The organism is Chitinophaga rupis (assembly GCF_900109685.1).
Classification (GTDB): Bacteria; Bacteroidota; Bacteroidia; order Chitinophagales; family Chitinophagaceae; genus Chitinophaga; species Chitinophaga rupis.
In genome coordinates, this window is record NZ_FOBB01000001.1 from 1,327,069 (window position 1) to 1,343,536 (window position 16,468).

A 16,468-nucleotide genomic window follows, 5' to 3' on the forward strand; every position below is an offset into this window, starting at 1 on the left:
CCGCATAAAAAAGAGCAAATGAATCATCTTCATTTGCTCTTTTCGCTTATAAACGGGTGATTATTTCTTCGTCTTATGCCGGGGCGGACGGTGTTTATGATCCCGTGGTTCCCTGGGTTCCCGCGGCGGGTTGTTGTTACCACCATCCTGCTGCGGTTGGCGGGGACCGTGCTGCTGTTGCTTTTGCTCCGGTTTATGGCCGCCACCTTGCTGTCCCTGGCCCTGCGGTCTGGGTTCACGGTGCTTTTGCTCGTGCCGGTTACGTTGTTCCGGACGGTTGTTGCCATCTGCTTTCCGGGGCTGTTGCTGTTGTTGCGGCTTTTGTCCGCCGGGCTGGCCCTGTTGTTGTTGCTGTGGTTTCTGCTGCTTTTGTTTTTCCTTTTCCTTATCCTTCTGCTTACGCTTATGGGAGGTTTTTTCCAGGCTGCGCAGGCTTATTTGTCCTACCACATCGGCAAAGCCCAGGTCTGTTTCCTTGGGTTTGCTTACCACTACTTCCACGGCTTTCAGCTCCTCTGGTTTAATACCCTGTTTGTTCAGCTGGCGTATTTCTTTTACGCGGCTGATGGTTAAGGGGTATTGTTTGTTACTGGTATCGTAACTATACCACATGAGGTTCTTGAAAATATCCCGTTTTTGCAGGGTGGCGGTGCCGCCGGTAGTTTCTATGGTATCGGCATCTTCCGGGAAATCCTTCAATGCATCCAGGTAAGTATCCAGCTCATAATTGAGGCAGCATTTGAGGCGGCCGCACTGGCCGGATAATTTGGCCTGGTTTATAGAAAGGTTCTGGTAACGGGCAGCCGTGGTGTTCACGCTCTTGAAGTCGGTTAACCAGGTGGAGCAGCACAGCTCGCGTCCGCAGCTGCCAATACCGCCTACCTTACCCGCTTCCTGGCGGGCGCCTATCTGCCGCATTTCAACCTTTACACGAAATTCCGAAGCGTATAGCTTAATCAGCTCGCGGAAATCCACGCGGTCATCAGCAGTATAAAAGAAGGTGGCTTTACGGCCGTCGGCCTGGATCTCTACTTCGGCAAGCTTCATTTCAAGCCCTATGCTGCGGGCCATGGCCCGGGCTTTAATGAGGGCATCCTTTTCGCGGCCCTTATTCTCGTTCATACGGTGCAGGTCGTCGGCCGTGGGGCGGCGCAACACTTTTTTTACCTCAGGGGTATCTTCTGCCCGTCTTTTTTTCATTTGCAGCTTTACTAACTCGCCGGTAAGACTTACGGTTCCTATATCAAAACCGCTGATGCCTTCCACTGTTACCATTTCTCCCTTATCGAAGTATTGTTTGGTAACATTGCGGAAAAAATCTTTACGACTGCCATTATTAAAGCTAACTTCTATAATATCAAATGGTGCTAAGCTGTCACCCAAGGGAATATTGGCCAGCCAATCAAATACATTAAGCCTGTTACATCCTCCGCTACTGCATCCTCCATTGCTTTTGCATCCTGCTGGCTTCCCATCCACTCCCGTACCACATCCGGCACAAGCCATATTGTCTTAGTTTAAGTTTTAGTTATAAGTATCTATTCCAGTCCAGCCTGTTCCTCACATCCCATCAAAATACATAAATATTTTATAGGATACAAAGAGCAGGAATAACAAAGGTAACCAAAATAGGCCACGAAAGTTCAGATACAGGGGGCCCTGGGTCAAAAACCCCACCTATGGGGCCGCCCGGGTGCATTGCCCTTGTTTTAAGCCACCGGCAAAGGCTTGTTACGGAAAATGTATTGCAGGCGTATGGACAGGGCATGGAATAACAGCTTGGCATTGGCATTACGCTCTATATAATAACAGGCGTTATCCAGCAGCTGCATGATCTGTTCCATTTGCTGCAGGTTCACCAGCTTATTCAGCTTGGCCGCAAAATCCATTTCCTCCTCTGAAAAGGCCAGCACCTCCCTACTCAGGAACTGCAGGCGCAGGCTATGTTCCAGCAGGGTAATAAAATAGCGCAGGAACTGTTTCTGGTTCTCACGCCCCATTTTGGCGCTGGCTATCTGCTCTATCCATTGCTGCAGGGCGGGACGGTTGCCGGTGAAAATACAATTCAGCCAGGTACGCAGCAGCTCATGATAATCATCTTCCGCATTCTGAAGCAGGTACATGGCCTCCCGGTAATTGCCCATGGCAATAGTGGCTACCTGCCGGGCTTTGGCGGGTGCTGCCTTGGCCCGCTCTACCAGCGCATTTACCAGCACCTCTTTAGGCAGCGGGTTTATTTTTATGAGATGGGTGCGGGAAAGAATGGTGGCCAGGATCTGCTCCTGGTTTTCCGCTACCAGTATAAAAAGGGTATTGGCCGGCGGCTCTTCAATAAGCTTTAACAGGCGGTTGCCCTCATTGCCCAGGTATTCGGGCATCCACATAAGCAAGATCTTATACTGGCTTTCAAAACTCTTGAGGCTTAGCTTACGGATAATATCATGGCACTCGTTGGCGGTAATGTTACCCTGCTTGTTCTCTGCCCCAATAAACTGCAGCCAGTCATACGCGTTCCCGTAAGGGTGGGTGCCAATGAACTCCCGCCACTCTGAAACATAATCGGTGCTCAAAGGTTTATCGCCCGGCTTGCGGGGAATAACGGGATAAGAGAAATGAATATCCGGGTGAATGTACTGGCCGGCTTTTATACAGGCGGAACACTGGCCGCAGGCATCTTTTTCCTGCTTGTTCTCACATACCATGTATTGCGCAAAAGCCAGCCCAAGGGATAAGCCCCCGGCCCCTTCCGGCGCCAGTAACAGCATGGCATGGCTTAAGCGGTTCTGCTCCACGGCCTGTATAAGCTGCTGCTGAATAGTTTCCTGCCCTATGATGTTTGAGAATAGCATGTATTAATGTGCTGATGTGCAAATATGCAGCTGCGCAAATGAATGTTATGCATTCACTGGTGTGCTGCAGGTATGCAAATATGCAAATGTTTTCTTTATTATCGGCACACCGTAACGGGCTGCCTATTTTAATGAAGTAAAACAAACATTGCTGAAGGTGCCTTTACCGGTAAGGGTGTGGTTATTGCTTTCAAAGTAATAGCTGCCGCTCATGGTTTGTTTGCTGATGTTCCAGCGGGTAATGGTAATGCTGGAGGTATCGGTATCTGCAAACTTGAACTCATTGCCGGTTTTAACGGCGGCTACTACCAGGCCGCTGGTAGTGCTGTCCCGGTTCCCCGTAAAGATATAGGTTTTAAGCGGCAGGCTGTCGTTATACAAGGCAGCATCCGGGTAAGTGCCGTGCCGGAGGTTAAAGATGATCTTAAAGGAATCATTGGCGGTTTCCAGGGTAAGGTACTTGCTGCCGCCGGTGTCTGATGGTATACGGAAAAGGGTATTGTTATTTACCTTAAGTGTATAGCTACCACTGTCCTGCAGGGTAAGGCCCATATAGTAATTACTACAGGTAAAGGATGGGGTATTATAATCGCTTTGACAGGCGGCGTTTGCTCCGCAAATTAATACGGCTATCAGAAAGCGTATCTGGTTATTACTCATAGCATATGCATTGGATCATACAGCAAACACTACACACCCATTCCTGATTTAGTTTTACAGGACGTGTGTGTAGTGTTATATAAAAAAAACTTATCGTCTAAACTGGCAAATAGTTACGAGAGGGAGAAGGGGTTTATGGCTGACTACAATGATTAGTTGTAGTGCTTTTCAATAGCAGCAATCACTTCGGCAGACATGGGCTGTGTTTTAGGGGCAAATACAGCTACCAGTTTGCCTTTTTCATCCAGCAGGTATTTCTGGAAGTTCCAGGTTACTTCTTCCGGCTGAAAATGTTTGGCCTTGCTTTCTGCCAGCAGCCATTTGTATAACGGATGAATATCATCGCCCTTTACAGATATTTTAGCCGCCATGGGAAAAGTAACGGCGTATTTCTTTGTGCAGAACTCCTGGATCTCTTTATTGGAGCCGGGTTCCTGCGCATGGAAGTTATTGGCCGGGAAACCGATGATCACCAGCTTACCTTCATATTTTTTATACAGATTTTCCAGGTCGGCATACTGGGGCGTGTTACCGCATTGGGATGCCGTGTTAACGATCAGGATCTTTTTCCCTTTGTAATCGGCAAAATTGATCTTGCCACCGTCGATAGATTCTACTTTGAAATTATAAACCGTACCGGCGGCTGTCATAAACGCAAAGAATATGGTAGTGAGCAATGTCTTAATCATGATGGTAAGTTTTTGTAAGGCAAAATATGCAGGGTTTTAATCTGGCTTGTAAAGTTAATTATCCTCTATCAAATTAAGCAATTAATTATACCAGCGGCGGGCATCAGATGCTGGTAAAGGCCAGGGTACAAATGCTTACCGTAGCCTGGGCGGCCACCAGTGCCTGGCTGCAGGCTTCTGTAGTGGCGCCGGTGGTAATTACATCATCTATTAACAGCACATGACGGCCCTGTAAAGTATCCGGTTTTTTAACGGCAAATACGCGGGATACATTTTCCCAGCGGGAGGCGCGGTTCCGGCGGGTTTGGGAGCCAGCATGCTGCATTCTTTGCACGGCATGGGGTACTGCGGGTTTTTGCACCACCGAGGCAATACCCTGCGCCAGCAGGGCTGCCTGGTTATACCCGCGCTGCCTTTCCCTGGCGGCATATAGGGGTACGGGTATAATACAATCAATTTCGTGTAGCCATGCACTTTGTAACAGCATATGCCCCATTTGCCGGCCCAGGTGCAGGGCAATATCTTTCCGCTGGTGGTACTTGAACTGGTGAATGAGTTTTTGCAGCATGGATGCCTGGGTGTAGTAGTAGGCAGCCATAGCATAACGGATGTTTACACGCCCCCAGAAAATTTTCTCTACCGGGTTATGCAGGTGCTGCTGAAAGCCGGTAGCCGGCAGCTTCCGGTTACAGTGCAAACAAAGGATCTGTTCTGTGCGGGCCAGGTCGCGGCCGCAGCCCTCACAGGTGTGCGGATAAAAGAGATGCACCAGCGATGAGAGCAGGGTTTTAACAGTGGTCATGCAGGATATGCGTTAAATCATTATGAAAATAATGATTAACAGGGAGACAGGGAAATGAATGTAAAACCGTAAATGTAAACTGCAAAATGTAAAAGTTGGGTGCGATGCTGCATTGACTTTTACATTTAGCATTTATCCCGTTCATAAAGTCTTTTAAATGGTCTCTATGAACCGCCTTCGCCGGTTTAAAATTTTACATTTTATATTCCTAAAACAATTGCTGATATACTTCATCCACCCGGCCTACCGGCGCTACTTCAATATTGAACTTGCCGCTATGCGCGCCCTGTTTGTTATAGCGGGAAATAAAGATCTTATCAAAGCCTAATTTCTCCGCTTCCGCAATGCGCTGTTCGATACGGTTTACGGCGCGGATCTCCCCGCTGAGTCCCACTTCACCGGCAAAACAGATCTTACTGCCTATGGCAGTATCTTCATAGGAGGAAAGCAGCGCGCATAATACTGCCAGGTCAATAGCCGGATCTTCCACCCGGATGCCGCCGGCAATGTTTAGGAACACATCCTTTACGCCAAAGTGAAAGCCGCCGCGTTTTTCCAGTACGGCCAGCAGCAGCTGCAGGCGGCGCAGGTCAAAACCGGTAGCAGTACGTTGCGGCGTGCCGTAAACAGATTGTGTTACCAGTGCCTGCACCTCTACCAGCATAGGGCGCATGCCTTCCATAGTAGCAGCAATGGCTACACCGCTTAGCTGATCTTCCCGTTGCGAGATCAATATTTCAGAAGGGTTGGTTACCTGCCGCAGGCCATACCCTGTCATTTCATAAATACCCAGCTCAGAGGTAGATCCAAAGCGGTTCTTGATGGTGCGTAAAATACGGTATGCATAATGCTGGTCGCCTTCAAACTGCAGCACGGTATCTACCATATGCTCCAGGATCTTGGGGCCGGCAATGGCGCCGTCTTTGGTAATATGCCCTATCAGGAATACAGGCGTATGGGTTTCTTTCGCAAAACGCTGCATTTCTGCGGTAGTTTCGCGGATCTGTGAAATGCTGCCGGGAGCTGCTTCAATAAAAGGTGATTGCAGGGTTTGAATAGAATCCACGATTACCAGCTGTGGGCGCAATTTTTTTATTTCCTGGAAAATAGTTTGGGTAGATGTTTCTGTAAGCAGGAAGAACTGATCATTCTGGATCTTCAATCGATCGGCCCGCATTTTTATTTGCTGTGCACTTTCTTCCCCGCTGATATAAAGTGTAGTGATCTGCGATAGCTGTAATGCATTTTGCAGGAATAAAGTAGACTTACCAATGCCGGGCTCACCGCCTACCAACACCAGGGAGCCTGGCACAATACCGCCGCCCAGCACGCGGTTCAGCTCTGCATCGCCTGTTATTAAGCGTTCATCTTCTGTGCTGCTTACTTCTGAGAGGTTTACAATATTATCTGCAGCGGACGAAAGTTCGGGTTGTTTCCAGCTGCTGTTCCTGAGCGGAATATCTTTCTGGATCTTCTCTTCTACAAATGTGTTCCATTGTCCGCAGCTGGGACAACGCCCACTCCATTTTGCTGATTCATATCCGCATTGCTGACAAAAGAATGCGGTTTTAATTTTACTCATGCAATAAAGGTAATGGTAAGTTAAATGATTTGAGAAGTGTAAACAGGAAATGAGGATAACAAATAGGCAGTGATTTTATACCGCGTAATGATTTGTAAAAAGAAAAAGAGCCAACAGAAGATTCCGTTGACTCTTTCTACTTACTAACCCATTAAATTCAGGTCTAAATTACTAAATGGGTTCAGAATAAAAAAGTTTATTTAATTGATGTGAATAACTTTTGAGCAATTTTCATAATGTGACAGATCGGCTCCCATCGCCTGTTTCAGGGCATTCTGAGTTTAATATTACTTGCGTTGGAAGGTCGTAAAATATTGATAAATAGGAGTGATGCCGGTTTATTTTACATATAAAAAAAACTTAATAATAGAGTGTCTCACCCCTGACAAATAGTCTATAATAAATATATGATATTGCTTACATGACGCCACAATGACAGCATTAATTTTTGAAACTGACACCTTGAAGGCCTCTTCAACCCGGATTTCTTAAGAAAAGCCTAAAACCTTGTACCGCAGTGGTATTGGATAACATTTTGATAGGATACAGTAGTAATTTTGTAATAGAATTTAACCTTTATTGAGCATGACAACTGATCTTATGTTATTTATAATGCCCGGTATGCCGCCGGGAGTAATGCTTTTATCCCTGTTATTCATAGGCATTAGCCTGCTGGTAAGCTGGCGGCTGCGCAGCAAGTTTAAGGAATACAGCCAGGTACCCGTCTCATCCGGTTTTACCGGTAAGCAAATTGCGGAGAAAATGCTGCGGGACAACGGTATTTACGATGTGCAGGTGGTTTCCGTGGATGGTTTCCTGTCTGACCACTATAACCCGGAAAACAAAACCGTGAACTTGAGCCCTGACGTATACAGCACTGCCAGTGTGGCTGCGGCCGCTGTGGCGGCTCACGAATGCGGCCACGCAGTACAGCACGCCCAGGCCTATAAATGGCTTGGCCTGCGCTCCAAGCTGGTTCCGGCCGTACAAATAAGCTCCAACCTGGTACAATGGGTGCTTTTAGGGGGTATTTTGCTGGTAAATGTGTTCCCGGCCTTATTACTGGGCGGTATTATGCTATTTGGCGTAACCACGCTGTTTGCGGTGATCACCCTGCCGGTTGAGTTTGACGCCTCACGCCGGGGCCTGGCCTGGTTAAATAATGCAGCACTCATGCCACCCGCTGAATACGGCAAAGCCAAAGATGCCCTGTGGTGGGCCGCCATGACCTATGTGGTAGCAGCGGTAGCTTCTATTGCCACCCTGGTACAATATATACTTATCTATATGGGCGCCCGTAACAGAGACTAAAATTATCAAGGTTTAATCATTTGAACGAAAAACTCCATTTGCCTTTGTGGTAAATGGAGTTTTTCATTTAAAGCCCTTATATTTGTTTCTTTTTTCCAGGTTAATCTTATTTAATTACGGAAATTTCTGACTTGTGGGACAACCAAATGACTAATGGAACTGATGTACCGTCTTTTAAAATGAATGTTATAAAACCTTATTTCGGCCACCGGCTGAACCCCGTTAAACTTTGAACCAAAAAATAGCTTATGCGAAGAATCTACTCCCTTCTTGCAGGCATGCTGCTCGTCATGTCTCAATTCGCCTATGCACAGCAAAAAACTATCACCGGTAAGGTAACAGACGCCAAAGATGGCAGCTCCTTACCAGGGGTAACTGTGAAGGCAAAAGGCACTGCCACCGGCACTGTTACTATTGCTGATGGCTCTTTTAGCATTAATGTGCCCAATAGCACCAATACATTGGTATTTACTTTTGTGGGTTATGGTGACCAGGAAGTAAATGTGACAAACCAAAGTAACGTAACTGTGGCATTAAGTACCGGTAATAAAGAACTATCAGAAGTAGTGGTAGTTGGTTATGGTACGCAATCGAAACGCGAACTGACCGGCGCAGTTGCCAAAGTGCAGGGCAAAGAGCTGGAAAACCAGCCGGTAGCCAGCTTTGAATCCGCGCTACAGGGCAGGGCGCCCGGTGTGGTAATTGAGTCTGGTAGTGGTAAGGTTGGCCAGGGTATTAAGATCCGCATCCGCGGTACTTCCTCAATATCTGCCAGCAGCCAGCCATTATACGTGATAGACGGATTGCCTATTATATCAGAAAGCCAGTCCGTTTCTACCAACGATGCCACCAATCCTTTAGCAGATATTAATCCGAATGATATTGAATCTGTGGAGGTGCTAAAGGATGCATCTGCATCGGCAATATACGGCGCCCGTGCCGCCAATGGTGTTGTGCTTATCACTACCAAAAAAGGCCGGCAGGGAGAGAAGACAGTTTTTGAAGTAAATGCAAGTACAGGCTTTAGCAAGCCTACTAAGAAGCGTGGCTTCCTGGATGCCAAGCAGTATGTAGACCTGCTGATGGAAAGGGCTGCCAATGATGGCCGCTCACAGTTTGCCACCCCGCTGCCGGATTTCCCGACTTTTGCTACAGAGCAGGAATCTATTGACTTTTTCCAAAAGAGGATCACTAATAGGATGAACGTCCTTTCCCTGGGTACTGACTGGAAGAACCAGGCGGTAAATACCAATTGGGAAGACCAGGTTTACAGAGATGTGGCGCATACCCGGCAGTTAGACCTGTCCGCAAGAGGCGGTACTGAAAAAACAAAATTCTATGTGTCCGGCTTTTATAATGACCAGGAGGCTATTGTAATTGTGAACCGTTTCAGGAGATATGGCGCCCGCATGAACCTGGAGCACCAGGCATCCAATAAATTATCATTTGGTATTAACATAGCGGTGAACCGCTCGCAGCTGGACCGTATTTCAGATGATAACGCGTTCTCTACACCCGGCCAGCTGGTAGCACAAGCGCCTGTTTCTCCCCTTACGGATCCGGAAACTGGTAAGCTGAACAGCAGCACACTTTATCCCAACGGATTAATAGATGCCGCTTATAACTCCAACAAACAAATAACCTTCCGCACTATCGGAAATGCGTTTGCTACTTATAACATCCTGCCCAGCCTTTCTTTCAGAACAGAGTTTGGTGCAGATCTGAGCAACCTTACAGAACAGCAGTACCTGAGCAAGCTGTCTACTGATGGCGCTCCTAAAGGAACTGCTTATTATAATTATACACAGAACACGAACATTAACACCAACAACTACTTTACCTTTAGCCCTTCACTGGGTGAAAACCATAACCTTTCTGCAGTATTGGGTATGAGCTATCAGCAGAATGATCTTAGTACTTCTTATGTAGAGGGTGAGAATTTTCCTTCTGATGCTATCAAGAATTTATCTGCTGCAGGATCTATTACAGCAGGTACTTCCTACAACCAGCGCTATAATTTCCTTTCTTACTTCTTCCGCGCTAATTATGCCTTTAAAGGCAAGTACCTGGCGGGTTTCAGCATCCGTTCCGATGGTTCCTCCCGTTTTGGACCGGATAACCGTTACGGTTACTTCCCTGCAGGATCATTGGGCTGGTTAATTTCAGAAGAGGATTTCATGAAGCACAATTCAGTAGTAAGTTACCTGAAATTAAGAGCCAGCTATGGTTTAACCGGTAATGCGGAAATAGGCGAGAACCAGTACCAGACCTTACTGGAAGTGACCAACTATCCCAACCTCCCCGGCTACAGACCTTCACAGATAGGTAATACCGGTTTAAAATGGGAAAAAACAGCGCAGATGGATGCGGGCCTTGAATTTGGCCTGTTCAATAACCGCCTGAGTGGTGAAGTGGATTACTATAACAAACAAACCTCCGACCTGTTACTGCAGGCAAATGTACCTTACACCAGTGGTTTTGAGAATATTTACCGCAACGTAGGTAAAATGGAGAACAAGGGGGTTGAAGTAATGCTGAACGGTACCATCATTGACGGTAAGGATTTCAGATGGACTGCTTCTGTAAACGTGGCGTATAATAAGAACAAGGTAAAGAATATACAGGGCCAGATCCTGGAATCATCTGGTGCTGAGCAACGGGCGGTTGAAGGCCAACCCATCGGCGTGTTCTTTATGCCGAAATATGCAGGGGTAGATCCTGCTACCGGCGATGCACTTTTTTATGATGCGGACGGAAAAACCACCAACGATTACAGCAAGGCAGAAAGAGTAGTGGTAGGTAAATCAAACCCCGACTGGACCGGCGGTTTCAATACCAACTTCAGTTACAAAGGTTTTGACCTGAGCGGCTTCTTTACTTTTGTAGCAGGTAATAAGATCTATAACCGTGCAGGTGTATACATGTCCAACAGCTTTGCAGGCGGTTATGATAACCAGACTGTGGACCAGCTGCGCAGGTGGCAGAAACCCGGTGATATCACTGATGTGCCAAGGTTGTCTGCATTCTTTACCAGTGGCGACAATATATCGTCCCGCTGGTTGTACAGCGGCTCTTATATCCGTCTGAAGAACGTAACACTGGGTTACACTGTACCTAAATCTGTTAGCAACATACTGCACATTAACAGCGCCCGTATTTATGTAGCTGGCTATAACTTATGGACCAAAACCAAGTATATCAGCGATCCGGAAGTAAATACCGGTGTACTGGGCAACATTGGTGGAGGTGTAGATTTTTACACCGTTCCCCAGGCCAGGAACTTTACGGTTGGTTTGAATGTAAAGCTCTAAACCCAGTGCTGTATGCAGATATCGTTTATCAAAAATCAGACAACAATGAGATCATACTTTAGCAGATATATATATTCAGCGGTTATCGTGGCCATGGTAGCCATTACGCCTGCCTGTAATAAGAAGCTGGATGTGGTACCCGGGCAAAATATAAGCCCGGACCAGATCACCACGGCAGGAGACGTAGATGCCACTATTTTAGGCGCCTATAAATCCATGCAGCATTACAACGCTTATGGCGAGCGCTATTTTCTTATATCCGATATGATGGCTAATTCCAGTGAACTGGAGTTTGTAGGTACATTCCAGAACTATGCGGATATATTCTTTCACCGCCAACAAAAAACAAACAGTATTCCGGAAGGCATCTGGGATCGCAGTTATCAGATCATTAATGCGTGCAATATAGTGTTGGATAAAATAGACCTGGTAACAGACGCAGATATGAAGGCACAGCTTACCGGAGAAGCCAAATTCATCAGAGCTATTGCCTATTACAACCTGAGCGGCCTGTTTGGTAAGCCTTACTCTGACGGCAACCTTAATACAAACCTGGCTGTGCCGCTGGTACTGGAACCGGTGCTGAGCAGTGATGATATTTCAAAAGGCGATGTAGCAAGAGCTACAGTTGGAGAGGTATATACGGTAATTGAAAATGACCTGAAAGATGCCGCTGCAAATTTACCTGAGTCAAATGATACCCGGGCCAACAAGTTTGCCGCATGGGCTTTCCTGGCCAGGCTGTATATGGCAGAAGCTAAATACCCGCTGGCTGCCGCTGCTGCAGATTCTGTAATTGAATCCGGGATGTTTAATCTTACCGCTAACTTTAGCCAGGCATTTGGTAATTCAGCCAATTCATCAGAAGATATTTTCGCTATCCAGCAAACGAATCAAAGTAATGCAGGTACTGAAAATAATGGTATGACCACCTTTTATGGTAGTTACCCAACCGGCCGGGGAGATGTACAGGTGAATACAGCCATTTTAGACCTGTATGAAGATGGTGATGACCGTAAAGCCTTTGTATATGATGGTGGCAGCATTTCAGGGATTGATGGTGTGTACACCGGGAAATGGGCAACTTTGTACAGCAATTTGCCGGTAGTGCGTCTGGCTGAAATGTACCTTACCCGTGCAGAAGCCAATATCCGTAATGGTTCTGCTGTTGGCGATGCTCCGCTGAATGATGTGAACACCGTACGCAGCAGGTCCCATGCAACACCGCTGGCCACAGTAACTGCTAATGATGTAGTACAGGAAAGGTTCCGTGAATTGCCCTATGAAGGTGATAAGCTGTGGACCATTAAACGCCTGAAATTAAGCACCGGCACCCGCCCTTATAATGATCCGAAGTTAACCCTGCCCATTCCTCAAAGGGAAATTGATGTGAATGGCAAGCTTCAGCAAAATGATAGCTACTAAGTACAATAGCTGTTTATAATACACAATACAGGTCTTGCCATTGGTAAGACCTGTATTGTTCCTGTGAAGATCTTTCCCGAAGAAGTACATTATTTTAAACAATATAAATTTAACCCTATGAACAAAATGGTTAACCTTCGTTACCCGCTTTTACTAATTATTTTAGGCCTGTTAACCAGCTTTAGTCCTCAAAACAACTCTTTGCTGCCTTCTAACACATCTGATACCAGCGCTATGGCACCTGGTGTTATAAAGGACAAGAAAAGATGTGGCCCTTTTATTTTTTTGCACAGCGTTGCTGGCGCATCCGTATCAGTGGCCCAGTTGCAGCCGCCGTCAGGAGGTCCCATTAGCGTAACCACTCCCACTTTGCCCTATTATTTCGGGCAGTTTGCAAACGGAACTTACCGTATCACGCTTACCCTTAACAGTCATATGGCAACCGATGGCCTGATAGCGGTAGTTGCACAGGATGGTACCTGGGTGAGCTGCAAAACTTTCAATACCGGTGTTTCTTTTATCTCTTTATCCTTTGTTGCCAATGTTTGCCAGGACTACAGGATCATTGTCCAGGATAACGGTGCTACATGCCCTTAAGTAATGATATTTAGGTAGATAATAAAAAGGGATGTGGTTCATATCCCTTTTTTCATTTATATGGTCCGCTATACAAGATTCCTGATAGCCTTATTTCAAGCCCTTTCCAATAGTGTTGAAAACTTTTTATCAAAATGTTTATTGAAAACCAATTGATTACAAGGGGTACTCACAAAAAATAACGTTAAACCCATGGTTATTCCGCAGCAACTACTTAGTTTTGCACTCCCGATTTTACGGGACAACTATTTACCTGACGTAAATTTTATTGTATAAAAATGAACACCTTAAGTTACAAAACTAAATCGGCCAACGAAGCTACTGTAAAGCGCGACTGGTACATTGTAGATGCTACCAACTTAACGCTGGGTCGCATGAGCGCCAAGATAGCGGCCATTCTGAGAGGTAAAAACAAACCTTATTATACGCCTCATACCGACTGTGGTGATTACGTGATCGTGATCAATGTTGAGAAAGTGATACTGACCGGTAACAAAATGGACGAAAAGGAATACCAGACCTATTCTGGCTACCCCGGTGGTCAGAAGGCAGAGCTGGCAAAAGATCTGATCCGCCGCCGTCCGGAAGTAATGATAGAAAGGGCTGTAAAAGGTATGCTGCCTAAGAACCGCCTGGGTCGTAAGATGTACAAGAAATTATTTGCCTATGCCGGTGCCGTGCATCCGCACACAGCGCAGAAACCGCAAACCTTAACTTTCTAATTTTTCTCTGATACATGGAAAAGCAAAAAAATACCATTGGTCGTCGTAAAGAAGCTGTAGCCCGCGTGTATGTAAGCAAGGGTACCGGCAACATTACTGTTAACGACAAGGACTATAAAACATATTTCGCGCTCGTATACCTGCAGAACCAGGTAGAAGCGCCCTTTAAAACCATTGACGCGCTGGACAAATTTGACGTGAAGGTGAACGCTGCCGGTGGTGGTATTAAAGGCCAGGCAGAAGCTGTGAAGCTGGGTATTGCCCGTGCACTGTGCGAGATAAATGCAGAATTCCGCCCTGCCCTGAAAGCAGCCGGCCTGCTTACCCGCGATCCCAGATCTGTTGAGCGTAAGAAACCAGGTAAACGTAAAGCAAGAAGAAGCTTCCAGTTCTCTAAACGCTAGTATATGGGAGCTATTAGCTCTTAGCTTTTGGCCTTTAGCTAAATGCTATCAGCTAACGCTAACAGCTAATTAAATTATTGATCCTTTTAACAGAGCATAATAAACATGGAAAATAATACCTCATTACAGCAGCAGTTACTGGAGGCAGGTGTGCACTTTGGTCACCTGAAGAAGAAATGGAACCCGAAGATGCTGCCATATATCTTCGCCGAAAAGAAAGGTATTCACATCATTGATCTGAACAAGACCGTAGAAGGTTTACAGGACGCAGCAGCGGCCCTGAAATCCATCGCCAAAAGCGGTAAAAAGATCATGTTCGTGGCTACTAAAAAACAGGCAAAAGAAATCGTAGCAGAAGCAGCCAAGCGTATCAACATGCCTTATGTAACAGAAAGGTGGTTAGGTGGTATGTTAACCAACTTTGCTACTATCCGTAAGAGCGTGAAGAAAATGCAGAGCATTGAGAAAATGCTTACAGACGGCACTTTCGATAACATTACCAAAAAAGAACGCTTAACCTTAAGCCGCGATAAAGAGAAAATGGAGAAAGTGCTGGGTGGTATCGCTCAACTGGCACGCGTTCCGGCTGCACTGTTCATCATTGACATCAGCCACGAACATATTGCACTGGCAGAAGCCCGCCGTTTAGGTATCTCTACCTTCGGTATGGTGGATACCAACTCCGATCCTACCAAGGTTGATTTTGCAATTCCCGCCAATGACGATGCTACCAAATCCATCGCCATTGTTACCAACTACATCGCAGCAGCTATTGCAGAAGGTCTTTCTGAAAGAGCTACTGAGAAAACCGATGAGGTGATCGAAGAGGAAGAAGCAGATAACAAAGCCCTGCGCTTTGAGCTGGAAGGTGGTGAAGACCGTGAAAGAGCCCGCAGAGGCGGTCCCGGCGGCGGTGGCAGAGGCCCTGGTGGTCCTGGCAGAGGTCCCGGTGGTGGTGGCGGTAACCGTCCTGGTGGCGGTGGCCCCAACAGAGGCGGCGGCGGCAACAGACCTGGCGGTAACAGGCCCGGTGGTGGTGGCGGCGGACAGCGTCGTCCTTCCGGTGCAGGTGGCGGCAACAGGCCTGGTGGCGGCAGATAATATTAATTACGAATTATCAATTACGAATTACGAGTTGTGATCTATGTGATTGCTTACATTCGTAATTCGTAATTATTTAATAGGTAATTGAACAAGTACTTCGTAAACTCTAAAACTATTTATAAGTCATGGCAACAATTACAGCGGCTGATGTAAACAAACTGCGTCAGCAAACTGGCGCGGGTATGATGGACTGCAGAAAGGCACTGGTAGAAAGTGACGGTGATTTTGAACAGGCAGTGGATTACCTGCGTAAGAAAGGTCAAAAAGTAGCGGCTTTACGTTCTGACCGCGAAACCAAAGAAGGCGTTATCATTGCTAAAACCACTGCAGACAACAAATCTGGTGTGATAGTAGGCTTAGGTTGCGAAACCGACTTTGTGGCCAAAAATGAAGACTTCGTAAAATTTGCACAATCTATAGTAGACCTGGCCCTGAGCACTGGTGTTAAAACCATTGAAGAGCTGGGCGCTGCTTCACTGGACGGCGCTACCGTTGCAGATAAAGTGAACGACCAGGTAGCCAAGATCGGCGAAAAGATCACCCTGAGCAAGTTTGAAAGGATCGATGCTGCTTCTGTAACCGCTTACATCCACGGTAACTACCGCATGGGTGTACTGGTTGGCTTCTCCAAAGAAGCTTCTGCGGAAGTAGGTAAAGACGTAGCCATGCAGATTGCTGCTATGAACCCGATTGCGGTTGACGCTGACAGCGTACCGGCTGATGTTATTGCCCGTGAAAAGGACATTGCAGTTGAGCAGGTAAAGGCAGAAGGTAAACCCGCTGAAATGGCAGAAAAAATTGCCATGGGTAAAGTGAATAAATTCTTCAAAGAAAGCACGCTGTTAGCGCAGGCTTTTGTAAAAGATAATAACAAATCCGTAGCAGATTACCTGAAATCAGTATCCGCTGATCTCACGGTAACCGCCTTTAAACGCATTGCGTTAGGGTAATCGGATTCCAGGGAAAAAAGGAGAGAAGAAAATTCTCTCCTTTTTTTTGTGCATATACCTGT

General features: G+C 46.5%; 14 protein-coding genes. 8 read left to right on the top strand and 6 right to left on the bottom strand.

What is annotated here, in order from left to right; all coding sequences use genetic code 11:
* Positions 1-60 precede the first annotated feature (60 nt).
* From BMZ54_RS05320 to radA, 6 genes are all read right to left on the bottom strand, one after another.
* Positions 61-1,506, bottom strand: a complete 1,446-nt coding sequence (locus tag BMZ54_RS05320; protein WP_089907175.1) for a PSP1 domain-containing protein — start codon at positions 1,504-1,506, stop codon at positions 61-63.
* A gap of 203 nt (positions 1,507-1,709) precedes the next feature.
* A complete protein-coding gene (locus BMZ54_RS05325; protein ID WP_089907177.1) occupies positions 1,710-2,849 on the bottom strand; it encodes a DNA polymerase III subunit in 1,140 nt (379 codons plus the stop codon).
* 123 nt (positions 2,850-2,972) lie between these two features.
* Positions 2,973-3,509, bottom strand: coding sequence for a hypothetical protein (locus BMZ54_RS05330; protein ID WP_089907179.1), 537 nt, complete (start codon positions 3,507-3,509; stop codon positions 2,973-2,975).
* A 152-nt stretch (positions 3,510-3,661) separates the two neighbouring features.
* Positions 3,662-4,198 carry a glutathione peroxidase gene (locus tag BMZ54_RS05335; protein WP_089907181.1) on the bottom strand — a complete coding sequence of 179 codons (537 nt, stop codon included), beginning with the start codon at positions 4,196-4,198 and terminating at the stop codon, positions 3,662-3,664.
* 103 nt (positions 4,199-4,301) lie between these two features.
* On the bottom strand, positions 4,302-5,000 hold the full coding sequence (locus BMZ54_RS05340; protein WP_089907183.1) for a ComF family protein: 699 nt from the start codon (positions 4,998-5,000) through the stop codon (positions 4,302-4,304).
* Positions 5,001-5,208: 208 nt separating this feature from the next.
* Positions 5,209-6,582 (bottom strand): DNA repair protein RadA, encoded by a 1,374-nt coding sequence (gene radA, locus BMZ54_RS05345; protein WP_089907185.1) that lies wholly within the window; start codon positions 6,580-6,582, stop codon positions 5,209-5,211.
* A gap of 585 nt (positions 6,583-7,167) precedes the next feature.
* On the opposite strand from radA, the gene BMZ54_RS05350 reads away from it, so the two are divergent.
* From BMZ54_RS05350 to tsf, 8 genes are all read left to right on the top strand, one after another.
* Positions 7,168-7,893: a zinc metallopeptidase gene (locus tag BMZ54_RS05350; protein WP_238386499.1), complete on the top strand. Its 726-nt coding sequence runs from the start codon at positions 7,168-7,170 to the stop codon at positions 7,891-7,893.
* Positions 7,894-8,141: 248 nt separating this feature from the next.
* Positions 8,142-11,204, top strand: coding sequence for a SusC/RagA family TonB-linked outer membrane protein (locus BMZ54_RS05355; RefSeq protein WP_089907187.1), 3,063 nt, complete (start codon positions 8,142-8,144; stop codon positions 11,202-11,204).
* Positions 11,205-11,249: 45 nt separating this feature from the next.
* On the top strand, positions 11,250-12,629 hold the full coding sequence (locus BMZ54_RS05360; RefSeq protein ID WP_162277476.1) for a RagB/SusD family nutrient uptake outer membrane protein: 1,380 nt from the start codon (positions 11,250-11,252) through the stop codon (positions 12,627-12,629).
* 117 nt (positions 12,630-12,746) lie between these two features.
* On the top strand, positions 12,747-13,226 hold the full coding sequence (locus BMZ54_RS05365; RefSeq protein WP_089907190.1) for a hypothetical protein: 480 nt from the start codon (positions 12,747-12,749) through the stop codon (positions 13,224-13,226).
* Positions 13,227-13,504: 278 nt separating this feature from the next.
* Entirely contained in the window at positions 13,505-13,948 is a 444-nt protein-coding gene (gene rplM / locus BMZ54_RS05370; protein ID WP_089907192.1) for a 50S ribosomal protein L13, read from the top strand.
* A gap of 14 nt (positions 13,949-13,962) precedes the next feature.
* Positions 13,963-14,352, top strand: coding sequence for a 30S ribosomal protein S9 (gene rpsI / locus BMZ54_RS05375; RefSeq protein ID WP_089907193.1), 390 nt, complete (start codon positions 13,963-13,965; stop codon positions 14,350-14,352).
* A gap of 105 nt (positions 14,353-14,457) precedes the next feature.
* On the top strand, positions 14,458-15,453 hold the full coding sequence (gene rpsB, locus BMZ54_RS05380) for a 30S ribosomal protein S2 (RefSeq protein WP_089907195.1): 996 nt from the start codon (positions 14,458-14,460) through the stop codon (positions 15,451-15,453).
* A gap of 128 nt (positions 15,454-15,581) precedes the next feature.
* A complete protein-coding gene (gene tsf / locus BMZ54_RS05385) occupies positions 15,582-16,406 on the top strand; it encodes a translation elongation factor Ts (protein ID WP_089907196.1) in 825 nt (274 codons plus the stop codon).
* The last annotated feature ends 62 nt before the right edge of the window (positions 16,407-16,468 follow it).